This is a genomic window from Streptomyces sp. NPDC002328 (assembly GCF_042890065.1).
Lineage (GTDB): Bacteria > Actinomycetota > Actinomycetes > Streptomycetales > Streptomycetaceae > Streptomyces.
On the sequence record NZ_JBIARQ010000009.1, the window covers coordinates 43,362 to 57,230 of the forward strand.

Annotated in this window: 29 protein-coding genes and 1 tRNA gene; all 30 read left to right on the forward strand. The window is 72.3% G+C overall.

The window, feature by feature from the left end:
• The first annotated feature begins 4 nt into the window (after nt 1-4).
• The 30 genes from ACFYX4_RS22670 (at nt 5) to ACFYX4_RS22815 (ending at nt 13,869) form a co-directional block, all read left to right on the forward strand.
• Nucleotides 5-160, forward strand: coding sequence for a hypothetical protein (locus ACFYX4_RS22670; protein ID WP_389336093.1), 156 nt, complete (start codon nt 5-7; stop codon nt 158-160).
• Between the two features lie 38 nt (nt 161-198).
• Nucleotides 199-1,407 (forward strand): hypothetical protein, encoded by a 1,209-nt coding sequence (locus tag ACFYX4_RS22675; RefSeq protein ID WP_389336096.1) that lies wholly within the window; start codon nt 199-201, stop codon nt 1,405-1,407.
• A complete protein-coding gene (locus tag ACFYX4_RS22680; RefSeq protein WP_389336099.1) occupies nt 1,404-1,718 on the forward strand; it encodes a hypothetical protein in 315 nt (104 codons plus the stop codon). Before ACFYX4_RS22675 ends, ACFYX4_RS22680 begins: the two co-directional genes overlap by 4 nt.
• 15 nt (nt 1,719-1,733) lie before the next feature.
• Complete coding sequence (locus ACFYX4_RS22685) at nt 1,734-2,150, forward strand: hypothetical protein (RefSeq protein WP_389336102.1); 417 nt, start codon at nt 1,734-1,736, stop codon at nt 2,148-2,150.
• Entirely contained in the window at nt 2,147-2,482 is a 336-nt protein-coding gene (locus ACFYX4_RS22690) for a hypothetical protein (protein WP_389336105.1), read from the forward strand. Before ACFYX4_RS22685 ends, ACFYX4_RS22690 begins: the two co-directional genes overlap by 4 nt.
• Nucleotides 2,479-2,838: a hypothetical protein gene (locus ACFYX4_RS22695; protein WP_389336108.1), complete on the forward strand. Its 360-nt coding sequence runs from the start codon at nt 2,479-2,481 to the stop codon at nt 2,836-2,838. The genes ACFYX4_RS22690 and ACFYX4_RS22695 overlap by 4 nt, the downstream gene beginning before the upstream one ends.
• Nucleotides 2,835-3,074 (forward strand): hypothetical protein, encoded by a 240-nt coding sequence (locus ACFYX4_RS22700; RefSeq protein WP_389336111.1) that lies wholly within the window; start codon nt 2,835-2,837, stop codon nt 3,072-3,074. The genes ACFYX4_RS22695 and ACFYX4_RS22700 overlap by 4 nt, the downstream gene beginning before the upstream one ends.
• The gene (locus tag ACFYX4_RS22705) at nt 3,071-3,514 is read left to right on the forward strand and encodes a hypothetical protein (RefSeq protein WP_389336115.1); all 444 of its coding nucleotides are present in this window, start codon (nt 3,071-3,073) and stop codon (nt 3,512-3,514) included. The genes ACFYX4_RS22700 and ACFYX4_RS22705 overlap by 4 nt, the downstream gene beginning before the upstream one ends.
• Nucleotides 3,515-3,592: 78 nt before the next feature.
• Nucleotides 3,593-3,961, forward strand: coding sequence for an HU family DNA-binding protein (locus ACFYX4_RS22710; RefSeq protein WP_389336118.1), 369 nt, complete (start codon nt 3,593-3,595; stop codon nt 3,959-3,961).
• A gap of 3 nt (nt 3,962-3,964) precedes the next feature.
• On the forward strand, nt 3,965-4,642 hold the full coding sequence (locus tag ACFYX4_RS22715; RefSeq protein ID WP_389336121.1) for a WhiB family transcriptional regulator: 678 nt from the start codon (nt 3,965-3,967) through the stop codon (nt 4,640-4,642).
• Nucleotides 4,639-5,598, forward strand: coding sequence for a hypothetical protein (locus tag ACFYX4_RS22720; RefSeq protein ID WP_389336124.1), 960 nt, complete (start codon nt 4,639-4,641; stop codon nt 5,596-5,598). The genes ACFYX4_RS22715 and ACFYX4_RS22720 overlap by 4 nt, the downstream gene beginning before the upstream one ends.
• Nucleotides 5,595-6,044, forward strand: a complete 450-nt coding sequence (locus tag ACFYX4_RS22725) for a hypothetical protein (protein ID WP_389336127.1) — start codon at nt 5,595-5,597, stop codon at nt 6,042-6,044. The genes ACFYX4_RS22720 and ACFYX4_RS22725 overlap by 4 nt, the downstream gene beginning before the upstream one ends.
• Nucleotides 6,041-6,247: a hypothetical protein gene (locus ACFYX4_RS22730; protein WP_389336129.1), complete on the forward strand. Its 207-nt coding sequence runs from the start codon at nt 6,041-6,043 to the stop codon at nt 6,245-6,247. Before ACFYX4_RS22725 ends, ACFYX4_RS22730 begins: the two co-directional genes overlap by 4 nt.
• Entirely contained in the window at nt 6,235-6,531 is a 297-nt protein-coding gene (locus tag ACFYX4_RS22735; RefSeq protein WP_389336132.1) for a hypothetical protein, read from the forward strand. The genes ACFYX4_RS22730 and ACFYX4_RS22735 overlap by 13 nt, the downstream gene beginning before the upstream one ends.
• Nucleotides 6,532-6,542: 11 nt before the next feature.
• A complete protein-coding gene (locus tag ACFYX4_RS22740; RefSeq protein WP_389336135.1) occupies nt 6,543-6,785 on the forward strand; it encodes a hypothetical protein in 243 nt (80 codons plus the stop codon).
• Nucleotides 6,782-7,015, forward strand: a complete 234-nt coding sequence (locus tag ACFYX4_RS22745) for a hypothetical protein (RefSeq protein ID WP_389336138.1) — start codon at nt 6,782-6,784, stop codon at nt 7,013-7,015. Before ACFYX4_RS22740 ends, ACFYX4_RS22745 begins: the two co-directional genes overlap by 4 nt.
• Complete coding sequence (locus ACFYX4_RS22750) at nt 7,012-8,286, forward strand: hypothetical protein (RefSeq protein ID WP_389336141.1); 1,275 nt, start codon at nt 7,012-7,014, stop codon at nt 8,284-8,286. Before ACFYX4_RS22745 ends, ACFYX4_RS22750 begins: the two co-directional genes overlap by 4 nt.
• Before the next feature lie 2 nt (nt 8,287-8,288).
• A complete protein-coding gene (locus tag ACFYX4_RS22755) occupies nt 8,289-8,588 on the forward strand; it encodes a hypothetical protein (protein ID WP_389336144.1) in 300 nt (99 codons plus the stop codon).
• A 2-nt stretch (nt 8,589-8,590) separates the two neighbouring features.
• A complete protein-coding gene (locus ACFYX4_RS22760; protein WP_389336147.1) occupies nt 8,591-8,857 on the forward strand; it encodes a hypothetical protein in 267 nt (88 codons plus the stop codon).
• On the forward strand, nt 8,854-9,171 hold the full coding sequence (locus ACFYX4_RS22765) for a hypothetical protein (RefSeq protein WP_389336150.1): 318 nt from the start codon (nt 8,854-8,856) through the stop codon (nt 9,169-9,171). The genes ACFYX4_RS22760 and ACFYX4_RS22765 overlap by 4 nt, the downstream gene beginning before the upstream one ends.
• Nucleotides 9,168-9,506 (forward strand): hypothetical protein, encoded by a 339-nt coding sequence (locus tag ACFYX4_RS22770; RefSeq protein WP_389336153.1) that lies wholly within the window; start codon nt 9,168-9,170, stop codon nt 9,504-9,506. Before ACFYX4_RS22765 ends, ACFYX4_RS22770 begins: the two co-directional genes overlap by 4 nt.
• Entirely contained in the window at nt 9,503-9,808 is a 306-nt protein-coding gene (locus ACFYX4_RS22775) for a hypothetical protein (protein ID WP_389336155.1), read from the forward strand. Before ACFYX4_RS22770 ends, ACFYX4_RS22775 begins: the two co-directional genes overlap by 4 nt.
• A complete protein-coding gene (locus ACFYX4_RS22780; RefSeq protein ID WP_389336158.1) occupies nt 9,798-10,064 on the forward strand; it encodes a hypothetical protein in 267 nt (88 codons plus the stop codon). Before ACFYX4_RS22775 ends, ACFYX4_RS22780 begins: the two co-directional genes overlap by 11 nt.
• A 158-nt stretch (nt 10,065-10,222) precedes the next feature.
• Entirely contained in the window at nt 10,223-10,597 is a 375-nt protein-coding gene (locus ACFYX4_RS22785) for a hypothetical protein (protein ID WP_389336161.1), read from the forward strand.
• The gene (locus ACFYX4_RS22790) at nt 10,584-11,111 is read left to right on the forward strand and encodes a hypothetical protein (RefSeq protein WP_389336164.1); all 528 of its coding nucleotides are present in this window, start codon (nt 10,584-10,586) and stop codon (nt 11,109-11,111) included. Before ACFYX4_RS22785 ends, ACFYX4_RS22790 begins: the two co-directional genes overlap by 14 nt.
• The gene (locus tag ACFYX4_RS22795) at nt 11,108-11,683 is read left to right on the forward strand and encodes a hypothetical protein (protein WP_389336167.1); all 576 of its coding nucleotides are present in this window, start codon (nt 11,108-11,110) and stop codon (nt 11,681-11,683) included. The genes ACFYX4_RS22790 and ACFYX4_RS22795 overlap by 4 nt, the downstream gene beginning before the upstream one ends.
• Nucleotides 11,684-11,785: 102 nt before the next feature.
• Nucleotides 11,786-12,190: a hypothetical protein gene (locus ACFYX4_RS22800; protein WP_389336170.1), complete on the forward strand. Its 405-nt coding sequence runs from the start codon at nt 11,786-11,788 to the stop codon at nt 12,188-12,190.
• 11 nt (nt 12,191-12,201) lie between these two features.
• A complete protein-coding gene (locus ACFYX4_RS22805; protein ID WP_389336173.1) occupies nt 12,202-12,447 on the forward strand; it encodes a hypothetical protein in 246 nt (81 codons plus the stop codon).
• A gap of 32 nt (nt 12,448-12,479) precedes the next feature.
• On the forward strand, nt 12,480-13,685 hold the full coding sequence (locus ACFYX4_RS22810; protein ID WP_389336175.1) for a DUF932 domain-containing protein: 1,206 nt from the start codon (nt 12,480-12,482) through the stop codon (nt 13,683-13,685).
• Between the two features lie 111 nt (nt 13,686-13,796).
• A tRNA-Ile gene (locus tag ACFYX4_RS22815) sits at nt 13,797-13,869 on the forward strand.

The following is a 13,869-nucleotide window of genomic DNA, read 5'->3' on the forward strand; positions in this document are numbered from 1 at the left end:
GCCGATGCCCACGTTCCTCGCCGGCCTCGCGCTCGGCGGTATCTCCGGCGGCATCACCTACGGGCTCACAGCGGACGACCACCTCGCTGCCCTCGCTGCCGTCATCGCCGCCGTCCTCACCTGGCTCGGCATCGCGACCCTGCTGCTCTTCGACGACTGACCACCCTGGCCCCCGCCACCCGAGAGGAGGTGACCCCCATGCCCCAGCGCGTTCGTGTTCCGCTACGTGTGATCGCCGGCCTGTACAACGACGCCACCGTGTCCGTGTACGTGAAGATCGCGGCGCTGGACCGGAAGCGGACCGGCTGTGAGGCGGGGGTCGCCTACCTTTCCGGGCTGCTCGGGCTGGCGCGCTCCACTGTCGAGCGGGCGCTGACGCAGCTCATGAGGCCGGACCCGGCCGACGACATAGTGGAGCTGACGAGCCAGCAGCGCACGCTCCCCGGAGGGGACGGCGAGACAGCCGTACGCCGGATCCGCGCCACCGACCCGCAGCGTGAGCACGGCGGCTGGGTGCCGACCCGCGCCAGCGAGTCACTCAGTCCGCGACAGCTGCGCTGCTACGCCGCCCTGTCGTACGCGACGGCGACCGGCGTGCAGATCACCCTGAGCGAGCTGGGGCGCGTGCTGCGCCACCGGTCTGGCAAGCACGCCGGCGAGTCCCTTGACCCGCGCTCGGTGCGGCGGATCCTGCGAGGTCTGGAAGACCTGGGATGGATCAGCGTGGACCGGCGGGCGGGATATCGGGGCCGCCACGTCTACACCGTCCACGACGAGCCGGTGCAGGCGGCGCTGACTGCGGACACTGGAGAGGGGTCGGGTGGGGATCTTGGTGAGGGATCGCTATCAGAGGAACACCACCAGACTGACTCACCGGATGATCAACCGCCTACTGCCGTCTTGGGTATCCGCCGTAGGCGAGTGCAGGAGGTAGCGCGCGGGCCTGTGGAAAACCCTCCGCTCCCCGCCGCGCTGCGCCGCCCGTACACCGGGCCGCAGCTGACTCTCGCTCCGCGGATCTGGCGAGTCCTCGAACCGGTGAAGCCTTTGCTGCCCGGCCTGTCGCCGTACGTGGTGCGCGCGCTGGCCCGGGAGATCGGTCGCCAGCTGGACGAGGGCCAGGAGCCCGAACGGCTGCGCCAGCGCCTGGCGTTCCGCCTCGCGTCGACGGAGACGATCCGCGACCCGGGCCGGTGGCTGCTCGGCACGGCCGTCGTACGCCGAGGCTGCGGCCTCACCGCCTGCGAGTCCGGCCGGACCTGGCACACCGGGCAGCCCTGCGCAGGCTGCGCAGACACGCGTGCCGCCGACGTGGCGCTGCGCCGCCTGGCCGCCGAACTCGACGACCGAGAGCGGCAGATGGGCATCACCGCCCCCTACGTGCTGCCGCCAGGGAGGCCGCAATGACCGACGTCCCCCGTCCGGCCACCGCCCAGCTGCTCGCCCTGGCCGCAGCCGCACGCCCCGACTGGGCCACCGACCAACTCCGCGATGTCCTCGCACAGATCCGCTGCCGCGAGGACATGTCGGTCGGCCGGCTGATCGTCGCCGTCGCCCAGCTGATCGCCGACCCGCAGGCCGAACCCCCCGACCTGCTCGCCGCCCGCCCGGAACCCTGGCGCCACCGCCGCGACCAACCCGGGCCCGAGACCGCACACCGCGGGGCCGCCGCCGCACGGGCGGCCCTGCACCACAGATCCGAATCCGACTGTTCCTGAAGGGAGGCGATGGCGATGACCGCGACGATGCACATCGGCCGTCGCACCACCGGGCACCACCCTCACCGTCTGCGTGAGCGCTGGCAGGCGTTCAGGCTGCGGCGCTCCCGCCGCGCCCAGGACGCGTACTTCGCCGAGCTGCACGACGCGCTGCCGCTGCACGACCCCGACCGGCACGCGCTGGACGCCCCCGCCCTCGAGGCCGCGTTCGCTCAGCTCGCCGCCGACCACCCCGACAAGGTCACCCCGGCCGACGGCGGACTGGCCGCCCGCGACGCCGACCGCGAAGTCTTGTTGCTCGCCGTGTGCGACCGCTGGTTCCGCGAGGCCCACGCCGGCCCCGAGCGCCGCTGGCAGCCGTCGACCCGCGCCGCCTACGAGCGGCTCATGAACGACGTGCACTCTTGCTTCCACCCCGGCGGTGAGCCGTGAGCGCCACGACGACCCGGTTCGAGGCCGACGCCCGCACCCGAAGGGCGCTGGACCAGCGGCTGTTCACCCTCGTCGGCCGGCAGGTCAAGGAGATCCGCATCACGCGGGTGAACTGGCCGAACGGCAAACGCTGGGTCGCCCTGGTCATCGGCAGCACCGGGCGGGAGGTCCCCATGTTCGAGGGCGGCCTGCACCACCAGGCGGCGATCGTCCTGCGTGATGCGTTCCCTCACGCGAACTGGTCGCGCGCCCAGGACTACGACGTCGCCACCGGCGTCCTGTGCGAGCACGTGGTACGGACGCCCGCCAGCCTGGACCGGGACGAGCCGTGAGCAGGCCCGCCGCCCGCGCCCGGGTCGACCACCAGCACGCCGCCCAACAGGCACGCGAGATGCCCGGACAGTGGGTGCTGGCCGGAACGTACGGCAGCCGGGCCAGCGCCGCCGACGCCGCCCTCCACGTCCGCACCGGCAGAGACCTCGCCGCCTACCGTCCGGCCGGCAGCTTCGAGGCGCGACCCGAACTCACCCAGGACGGGGCCGACTTGTGGGTCCGCTACGTCGACCCGGCCGCGGTCACCGCACACGACTTCGCCGCGTCGCTCGCCTCCGGCCTCACCGAGGACTTCGCCGCCTTCTCCCGCCGCCTCGACGCGGCCACCCCCGACACCACCCGGAGACCCTCATGACCGCACCGAGCATCGTGCGCCGCCTGCGCATCCGCCTCGAGGAGGCGCAAGCCCAGCGACTGCGCACCCAGCTCGCCGCTGAGCAGGCCCGCACCCGCCGCCTGGAGCAGAGAGTGGCCGACCTCCAGGCCGCGAACGAAGGCGCCTACCGCGAGCTGCGGGAGGCGACCGGCGGCCCGCAGTTCGACGAGGCGCAGGCGTTCGGCCGCTGGCCCGCGAAGGGCGGCGCAGCATGATCGAATACGCATTCCTCGCCCTCGGCACCGGAGGCACGGCCGCCGTCGCCTACGCGGTCGCCCCCGCCGGCCGCGGCCTGCACCGCTACACCGTGCCCCGCTCGAAACTGCGAGCCATGGCCGCCCGCGCCGAGGCCGACGCCAGCGAACTGGCGGAGCTCCTCGACAGCGTGTGTGACGAGCGGGACAAGCTCGCCGTCCACTACGGGCAGGTTCGCGCGCTGCTCGGCAAAGCCGAACGGCTCGTCGCCGACGCCGAGGACGAGGCCCGGCAGTTGCGCGAGGCGAACGCCGAACTGAGGGCGCGGCTCCTGGCCGCTGTCCGGCCCGTACTGGCGGTGACGGCCGTCCCGATCCCGGCGACGCCCACCCCGTCGGACGTGGCCATGCCGCTGCACCGCGCGCCGTTCGCCATCAGCCCGACCTCGAAGCCGAGCTGACCTTCACCCCGCCCGCCGCCCGGATGCCACCGGCCGGGCGGCGGGCGGCAACACCACCACCTCTGCCTGGAGCACACCGTGAAGAAGAAGCCCACCCCGATCAAGTCCCGCCTCAACACCACCGCCCTGATCGCCGTCGTCGCGGCAGATCTCGGTGTCCCGCCGGCGCAGGTCCGCGAGACGGTGATGACCACGTTCGACGTCATCGCCCGCGCCACCGCCTCCGGCCACGACGTCGCCGTCACGAACTTCGTCACGTTCGCCTCGCGCCGTGTGAAGCAGGCCAAGAGGCGCAACCCGCAGAACGACGAGCCGGTCATCGTGCCCGCGCACCAGGTGCTCCGCTTCCGCGTCTCCGACCACCTCGCCTCCGCCGTCCGCCGCCGCGACCGCAAGGTCACCATCCGCAAGGCCCCCAAGGGCTCCAAGACCCCGGCGGCGGAGTGACCCATGGGCAACTACACCGGATCCGTTCCCGACACCGCGGCCCGCCGCTACGACTGGATGGAACGCGCAATCTGCCGTGACGAGCGCAAGATCTTCGACGCCCCGGCCCGCGACCACGAGGCGCGCACCATCTGCGTGGCCCGCTGCCCCGTCCGCTCCCAGTGCCTGGCCTACACCAAGGCCTCCGAGCGCGGCCTGCACCGCGACCAGCGGGACAGCGTCGCCGCCGGCCTCACCCACTCCGAGCGGCACCGGCTGGACCCCGAGTCCTTCCACCGCCAGGGCGACTCGGCACCGATCACGTTCACCGGTGGTGAGCGCTGCGGCACCCACTTCGCGCTGCTGCGTCACCTGTGGCTGGACGAGCCGATCGACTCCAAGTGCTGGAGCGGCGAGGTCATGCGGGAACGAGACAACGCCGGGCGCGCCCGCACACCGGGCGGCCAGGACGACCAGCCCCCGGCCCCAGCGAAACCCGCCCAGCAGCCGGCCGTGCAGGCGCCCAAGCCCCCGCGCGTGAAGGGCGGCACGCCGCACGAGCGCCGGGTGTACCGGCTGTGGGCTGAGGCCTGCACCGACCTGGAGATCGCTCGCCGCATGGGCGTCAGCGTCCTCGAGGTGCGGCGCGTCCGCGAGCGGCTCGGGCTGCTGCCGCACGACCGGATGGCCACGGCGTCATGAAGGTCCGCGCCGACGTCGCCGAGCTGCTGCGTGAAGGCCTCTCCAATGCGGAGGTCTCACGCCGTACCGGCGTCCACCCGGTCAAGGTTAGCGACGCCCGTCGGGCTCTGCGCCTGCCCGACTATCGCGACATGCAGCCGGGCTACGTCGCCCCGCTCAGCCGCCGCGAGCACGGTACCCGCGCCAAGTACGTGGTGGAGAAGTGCCGCTGCCCGAAGTGCAAACGGGCCAACCGTAGCGAAGACAACAAGCGCAGCCGCCTCCAGGCGTACGGCCGCTGGCAGCCGTACGTCGACGCCGAGCCTGTCCGTCAGCACGTCCGCGCATTGGAGGCGTACGGCATCGGTTGGAAGCGCGTCGCCAAGCTGGCTGGCGTCCCCGCCAGTGTCGTCAGCAAGCTGCTGTACGGGGCGGCCTATCGAGGAAGGGGCCCGTCCAAGGGACTGCGCCCCGACAATGCGGCCAAGCTCTTGGCCGTTCAGGCGGTGCCAGAGAACCTCGCCACCGCTGTCGACGGCACGGGCACCCGCCGCAGGCTCCAAGCCCTGATCGCCGGTGGCTGGCCGCAAGCCCAGCTCGCCCGGCGGCTCGGCATGATCCCTGGCAACTTCGGTGCGCTGCTGCACGCGAACGCCGCCGGGGTGCTCCCCGGCACGGCGCGCTCCGTCGCCGCCCTGTACGACGAGCTATGGCGCGCTGACCCGCTCGAACACGGCGTGCACCCGCAGGCCGCCTCCCGCGCCCGCAACCAGGGCCGCACTAATCAGTGGCCACCGGTCGGCGCATGGGACGACGACACCATCGACGACCCCGCCGCCACCCCCGACTGGACGGGCCAGTGCGGCACGCCGGAGGGCTACTGGGTGCACCGTCGGCGCGGTCTCCTACCCGCGTGCCATCGCTGCCGGGACGCGAACACGGCCGCGAAGAACGCCCGCAAGGCGGTGGCAGTGTGAAGAACGCCGAGGCCGCCTGGGTATTCGAGCACGTCATCATCGGCTACCACGACGCCAACGAGACGAACTGGTGGTGCGGCCCCGACCAGTCCGACGACCGGCTGATCTGCGTCTGCCAACTCCCGTGCACCTGGTGCCGGAGCGGGCAGCACGATCGCTGCCGGAGGTTCCAGGACCGGCAACGGGCCCTGGTGACACGGGCGGGCGGGGACGGCGAGTGTGCCCCGTTCCGGCCCCTCGGCTACGGCCCGGCAACGCACCTGCGTGCCCCGGCACGGTGGCGGCCACCGGGACCAAAGCGCCCCCTGTACGTGCCGGTGTGGCTGGCCGACAGGGTGTGCCGCTACCTCTGCGACTGCGCCGTCTGCCGCCCGACGCAGGCCATCCCGCCGACCTCGCCACGGGCCTGGGACCACGGCGTGCTGTTCGACCTGGGGGTGCCGTGACCTCGACCTGCCCGCGCGGCGGCTGCGACGCCTACGGCTACTGCCCCTGCGCCGAAGACAAGCCGCCTGACGAGGACGCCCTGCGCACCGCGGACGACGTCACCGCCGGCCGGGCCCTCGTCGACCAGGGCCGCGTCCGCGACATCAACACCCTCCCGCCCCTCGACGCCTACGAACCCCCGGAGCCACCGTGTCCATCCTGAGTGCCGCCGGCCTCGCTCTCGTCCTGTGCGGCATGGCGGCCAGCCTCACCGGCCGCCTGCCAGCCCACCGCGTCAACGGGCTGATGGGACTCGGCAACGGGCTGATCAGCCTCAGCAGCATCAACCGCGGCGAATGGCTGTGGGCGCTCCTCAACGCCAGCGCCTGCGCCGTCTGCCTGTGGCTGTGGTGGCACGGAGGCGGAGGCGACGACACCCGCCGAAGACTCCGCTGTCTCCGCCGCCGCTTCCACGGCGTACGCCGCACAGCACCCGCCACCGCATGAAAGGCATCCCCATGTCCACCCTCGTCTGGCTCGCGTTCGCGGCCGGCCTGCTCGCCGTGCTCGTCCTGCTGCTCGGCGCGTCCGACGCTTGGTTCTGCGGGCTGCTCGCCCTGTGCGCGCTGCTCGGCGGTGCCGACGCCGCCTACCGCGAGCGCACCGTCGCCGCGCTCGCCCTGCTCCTCGGCGGGGCGATGCTCGCCGGCGCGGCCGTGTACGCCGTCGTCATCGCCAGCCGCGAGCGGAGCCCGCGGTGACCCAGAACCAGGTCCTCGCCGTCGCCGCGATCGGAGGCCTCGCCGCCGTCCTCAGCCTCATCGCCATCGTCGGCCTGGCCCTCACCGTCCACGCCGCGGCCGCCCGCATCGTCGACCTGCGCGAGGCCCGACGCGAACGGCGCCGGGCCGCTCGGCAGACCGCCGCCGACCTCGCCACCTGCCAGGCCATCACCGCGCTCGGCACCACCACCGAACAGGACAGCGAATGAGCAGCCATCCCACCTTCCCCGAGACCTTTGTCGTCCAGCGCGACGAGGACGTCAGTGGCATCTCCGGCGAGGGCATCGTCGCCGAGGGCGCCCGGTTTTCCGACGGCTGGGTCGTCACCCACTGGCTGGACCAGCCGCCCATGCACGAGCCGAAGACCGACGTCTGGCACAACAAGGGCACGGCCCCCTTCGACCGCGTCCACGGACACGGCGGCCGCACCCGCATTCTGTGGGCCCACGACATAGCCGCCGCCCGCCGCAAGGCCCTCGCCACCGTCGTCGACGCCTTCGACGTACCGCCCGCCATCCTCGGCACCGACACCGAACTCACCTACTGGCGCGCCCAGATCGAGCGCATCCTGCTGGAGTCCTGGACGGAGCGGAAGGACGTCGTCGACCACCCGGAGAGCCACTGCGCCCGCTTCGCGGAAGCCCTCACGCCGCTGCTGGCGCGGCTCGTGCGCCAGCGCGAGCACACTGCCCGCGGCCGTGACCGCGCTGAGCGTGCTGCCGGTCGGGCCTACGTGCTCGCCGACCGGTGGTCGGCTGCTCACGGATCCGCGATGTTCCTCGTGCGGACCGCCGGCGCCGAGCTGCGCGACGAGTTGGACGACTCGGAAGCCGCGGCCGGGGGAGTCGTCCACTTGCAGCCGACCGCCCAGGCCAGCGAGCCGGCCGGGGTGGACGAGGTCGGGCCGGCCGCTGAGTGCAGCGCCCAGTACCACGGCCACGACACCGGCCCGCGCCGGTGCATCCGCGCTGCTCAGCATCGCGGCGACCACGTCGACGAGAACGGCTTCCACTGGTCCGACACCGTGGCCGTCTACCCGGTGATCACCCAGCAGGAGACCACCAGCCGTCCAGCGATGGATCCCGTGCACATCCTGGGCGTCGACGCCCCGACCACGGTCATCACCCGCAGTGGGCGGGACACCTTGACCCAGGCGCTTCGGGAAGCCATCGCCGCCTTCCGCCGTGTGTACGACGAGACCACCCGCACAACCGTCGGCTACATCTCCAACCCCGTCCATCCCAGCGACTTCGACCGCTGGGGCGCCGCCCTGGACGGCACCGACCAGTTCGGGGCCAACGACAGTCAGGCATGTCCGTACTGCACCGGCGGCCCGCAGATAATTCGCAGCGAGCTCGGCGTGCACGTCAAGCAGAAGCACGCCCGCGTCCTGGCCGTACTCGCCAACGGCGGAAGCCTCGACGCCTGGCTTGCCGATCCCGAAGCCCGCTGCACCCTCCCGCACGAAATGGAGGCCTGACCGTGGCGAACCCCGACCGCCCGTGCCCGCACGAGAACTTCGACGCCTTCGTCGAGGTGAACCGGCTCACCGCATCCGACGACGACCCCACGGTGGTCGGCTACTCCGCCGACATCAAGGTCCGCTGTCACGACTGCGACGAACCGTTCCGCTGGACCGGAGTCCCGGCAGGTCTCTCCCCGCGCGAGCCGATGTGCAGCGTCGACGAGACCGAGCTGCGCGCCCCGCTGCGCCCGGCCTCAGCCGACCCGGACTTCGGCCTTGGCTTGCCCGGCTTCTCCGTCCGCTACCGGGAGTCCTGACCATGGCTCAGCGCATCAAGGCCCCGCACGTGCAGAACTTCCTCGAGGCCCGGGGCTTCGAGCTCTCCGAGTTCGAGGCCGGCACCTGGGACCCCGGCATCCGGGTCGCCCAGGCCGGGCCCCGCATGGCCGCCGTCTACTGGGACGGGCCCGGCGAGGCCGACCAACTGGACGCCATCACCGCCGAGCTGCGCGCCGTCAGCTACCACGTCGTGCCCACGCAGCAGGACCGCGGCGGCCGCCGCCGGCTGGAGGTGACCCGCCCGTGAGCGAGCGTCTCGTCATCGACTGCAACGAGCTGTGGGAGAGGACGGTCCAGCAGCCGGGCCTGCTGGCCGACGTGCAGGCCTGGCTGCGGGCGAACAGCATCGACGCAAGCGACGTGCCCGTGCACTCGGAGATGGTGATCGAGGACTCCGCGTTCGGGATGGTCATCCGCTACACCGCCTACCTCCGCGACGAGGACGGCAACAAGTACCTGGACCCGGCCGACCCGGACTGGCCCGCCTCGCAGGACCGCACCGCGGTGCTCCGTGTCGCCCCGCCCGCCGACTGGCTGACCACGACGGGCGGCGAGCGATGAGCATGCCGACCGAGGAACTCCGCGCTGCGGCTGCCCGGCTGCGCGACAACCGTAACTGCGACGGGCGCCGCGTCGACTGCGACAGCCGCGAACTGCTGGAGATGATCCGCGTCCTGCTGCGCGCCCGCGAAGCCCTCGCCGACTGGCTGGACTCCGCTGCCGAGGTCGCCATGCACATCGCCCCCATCGGCCCCGACCGCCACGCCCTCGCCGTGGCCCGCGCTATCAACGGCGCCGCCGAACCTGGCCCCGGGCGGGACGGCCACATCGAGGACCGGCTCAGCGGGCGCTCCCTGTACGGGCAGCTGCGGCGCGCGGCGGGTGAGGCCTTGTGACCGCGCACCCCGGCGACGTCATCGCCCAGCACCCGGCCGCCTTGGAGGTCGCGCTCGCCGCCGCGGACGCCGGCCTGCGGGACCGGCACGGCCCCGAGAACTCGGTCACCCCCTGGTACCTCGCACCCATGGGGCCGACCGACCACATCTACCCGAACTGCCCCGGCCTGCGCCGCTCGCTTCGCGCGGGCGAAGAGCCGGCCGAAGGCAGCGGTGCCCTGTACCCCGACGCCGGCGACGTGTGCGGCTGGTGCCGCCGCGTCTGGCACGCACGACGTAAGGAGAACACCGATGGAAGCTGAGAAGCGGGTCGTCACCGTCGACCGGCACGAGTGGACGCTGAAGACGCCGGCGCACCACTCCGAGGTGGAGAAGGCCGTGGCGGTCGCTGAGCACGACCGGGCGCGGCTGGCCGCGAGGGGTGTACGGACCGGCGACGTCCACGTCCAGGGCGACGACACCGGGCTGGTCGTCAGCTTCGAGGCGGAACGGCCGAAAAACCCCAAGCGGGCAGCCCGTGGGTTCTCCGTCGACGAGACGGAGGCCACCGATGTCTGAGCCCCGCCGCATCGACTGCTCCGAGCGGTGCGAGATCCCTGATGGCGTTGACCTGACTGAGGTGCCCCGCCCGCGGCACGCCTGGGGCGACGTCATCCACTGCCCGAACGACGGCTGCGGGAAATCATTCCTGGTCGTGAAGCAGCCGGAGGCCGCAGATGGCTGAGCCCCACGAGCGGCACTACTGGCTGCCTGGCGGCACGTCGCGGTGGCAGCGCTGCGGCATCCGCGGCTGCACCGAGACCCGGCACCGGCCGCTCCGGGACGGCGGCGTTGACGGCGGCAGCCCACTGCGCTGCCCGAAGACGCCCGACGGCGAACACCAGTGGCAGCCGATCAGCTTCGTCTTCGAGACGCAGATGCTCGACAGGGAGGGCCGGGTGCAGGTCCGCCAGCCCCTCATCGACGACGGTCGCGTCTACGCCATCTGCATGCCGTGCCGCTCGCACACCTACATCGTCACCGCCTGGGTCGGCTACTACCTCGGCTACCCCTACATGGAAGAAGAGGAAGATCGCCGTGCAGAGGCATGACACCGACGAGCGGTACGTGTGCGTCATCCGGTCCACGACCGACGACGACGGCAAGGCGGCCTGCCTCATGACGTGGGGGGCCCTCCGCGTACTGCTCGCCCCGCCCGTCGTGCTCACGACCGCGCGTGACCTGATGGCGGCCGCCATCGCAGCGGAGACCGACATCGCTCTGATCGAGACGTTCCGCCAGGACTTCGGCGCCGATGACCAAGTGCTCGCGACCGTGCTCTCCCAGGTGCGCGGACGCCGGCCCGCTCCCTCCGGCGAGTCCGCCCTGCGCATCAAGGCCGTCGCGGGTGCAAGGACGGGCCGGCCGTACGTGCACGTCGCCCGCGGCTCCATGAAGGGGGAGTTGAGTCCCGACGAGGCCCGTGAGATGGCCCTTCACTGGATCGAGGCCGCCGTCGCCGCCCAGATCGACGTCCGCTTGCGGTACGCCCTCGGCGAGTGGGACCGCCTCAACCCCGTCGAGATCGAAGAGCTGTTCACCCTCATGCAGGAGGTAGCTCGGTGAGCACCCTCGACGAACTCGTACGTGACCTGCTTGACCGCTGGACCGGCGACGAGGAGCGCCCCGGCGACGGCGGCCCCGGCCTCATACCCCGGCTCGACGAGCTCGCGCTGCGCACCGCCCAGCCGCGCCAGGCCGGCGGACGGTCGACGCCCGGCTCCCGCCCGCCGGGCTCCTTGGATGCCGTGCACTGGGCGACCGCCATCAAGGCGCAGGCGCGGATCCTCGACATGGAGCTGCGGGCGTCGGCGCACATGCAGCGCTGGGACCGGGCACTGAAGGCGCTGCCCGCGGGGGCTGAGGCGACGGGCCGGGTGGGTGAGGTCGCGTCCACCGTCGGGCGTTGGCACTCGACGTGCCGGACGATCCTCGGCTTGCAGGCCCCGTCCCGGCTGATGCGGGGGGTGGTGTGCCTGGTGTGCGGGACGGCGGCCATCCACTGCCGGCCGGACGACGACCGGCCGCGCGCCTGGTGCGTGAACCCGGGCTGCGTGGACGAGGACACCGGCCGTCCGGCCCGGTACGAGGGGAGTCGCCTGTACCTGCTGACGACGTCGCGCGCGCCCGCGCGCTGACCGCCGGGGTGTCGGCCAACAGGTGCTGGGGGTGGTGAAGTTGTCAAAGAAAGTGCGACTCACCCATTGTGGAGTCTCGTACTTTCTCGTACAGTATTTGACATGGGGGTTGGTCCCGATCCCCTCACCGCACAGGGGGTGCTGACCGTGACCGCACAGATCAGCCGACGGATCACCGTCGCCGAGTTCCTCGTCCGGCGCGGACTCCCCGCTGACTGGCCGTACGGCAGCCCGCTCGGTCGCGTCGCCGCCCGCCTCTACCGCGAGGCGTACGGACACGAGCCCAGCACCGCGTTCCGGGTGATCCACGGCCGCTTCCGCAGGGTCATGGCCTACCGGTCCACCGAGACGCACATCCTGACGTCCGCCTGGGAGCTGTACGGCTCCACCGCCGGACAGTTCGCTGCCCGCCCTGCACAGACCCGTCGCACCCCGGCGGGCTGGCCGGGCAGCGCCGACTCCATGCGGTGGACCCCGCCCGGCGGCCCCGTCCGCAGCCACCCGTAGAGGGGGGAGTCATGTCCGACACGCTGTTCCGCTCCATCGACCTCATCGCGCCCGGCGACCTCGTCGTCTACCACGGCTCCATCGCGGACGCGCACGGCCTGTGGCTGGCCATCCCCTGCCCCTGCCTGATCTGCATGGCGCTCGACGACGCCGGTATCCCCGACGTTCGCTTCGCGCTCATCGACCCGTGGGGCGAGATCAGCGGCCTGATCCACGCCCGCCGCCAGTCCATCACCCGCTCCGCCGCCTGCGGCTGAGCCGTCCTGTCCAACCCCGGGAGGGGGCACCCGTGACCACCACCGACGTCAACACCGCGTTCGCCGCCGAGAAGACCCGCCAGATCGAGACCGCCCGCCAGCGCGAGCGTGCCTTCCAGGCCCGCATCGACCGGGGCGAGATCCGCCCCCTCGGCGGCAACCGCTTCGAGGTCCTCACCGGCTGGGACCGAGGCGAGACCTTCACCGTCTCCCGTAACTCCCTCGGCGAGATCGCCGCGATCACCGCGAACCACGGCCTCGACTCCCGCGCCGACGGCACGATCGCCCTGTACGCGTCGTCCCCGGCCTGGCACGGCCTCGGCCAGATCATCCCCGGCGGCACCACCGACATCGACGACGTCCTGAGCAAGGGCGGCCTCGACTTCACCGTCACCACCGTCCCCGCCCTCTATCGGTGGGACGGCGAACTGCGCGAGCACCCCGACCAGTTCCACACCGTCCGCGAGGACACCGGCTCACCCCTCGGCGTCGTCGGCCGCCGCTACGCCCCGATCCAGAACCGGCAGGGCTTCGAGTTCCTCCAGGAACTGGTCGGCCGCTTCGACGTCGTCTGGGAGTCCGCCGGAGTCATCCGAGGCGGGCGCAGGGTGTTCATCTCCATCCGCCTCCCCGAGACCGTCACCGTGGACGCCGACGGCATCAACGACACCGTCGTCCCCTACGTCGCCGTCATCAACGACCACTCCGGCAACGGCCAGTTCCAGTGCATCGTCACCCCGTGGCGGCCCGTCTGCGCCAACACCGAACGCTTCGCCGTCCGCGACGCCGTCACCCGCTGGGCCGTCCGCCACACCGCCGGAGCCACCTCCCAGATCAAGGAAGCCCGCCGCACCCTCGGCCTGTCGATCAAGTACTTCGACCACTTCGCCACCGAGGAAACCGCCCTCGCCCGCACAGACATCGCCGTCGCCGACTTCCACCAGGCGATCACCGACCTGTGGCCCCTCGACGACGACGCGTCGGACCGCACCCGCACCAACCACGCCGCCCGGACCAGCGCCCTCGACGACGCCTTCCGCACCGAGACCGAACGCGTCGGCCGCACCGCCTACGCCGCCGAACGCGCCATCACCGGCTACCTCGACCACGTCACCCCCCGCCGCCCGCCCAAGTCCATGACCGAAGAGATCGCCCGCGCCACTGCCGCCCTCGAAGGGGCCGACGACGACACCAAGAGCAAGGCCCACAAGCGGCTCCTGCTCCTCACCCGGCGCTGATCCCTAGACCGGCGGCCGGAGACCTCCCCCTCTCCGGCCGTCACCCAAGGGCCGCGCCCCGCGCTCCCCCCGCTGCCCCGGCGGGGCGCGGCCCCCACAACTCAACATTGACACGCTGTAGCTCAGTTGGCAGAGCGAGGATCTTATAAGTCCTGGGTCGTGGGTTCGAGTCCCACCAGCGTGA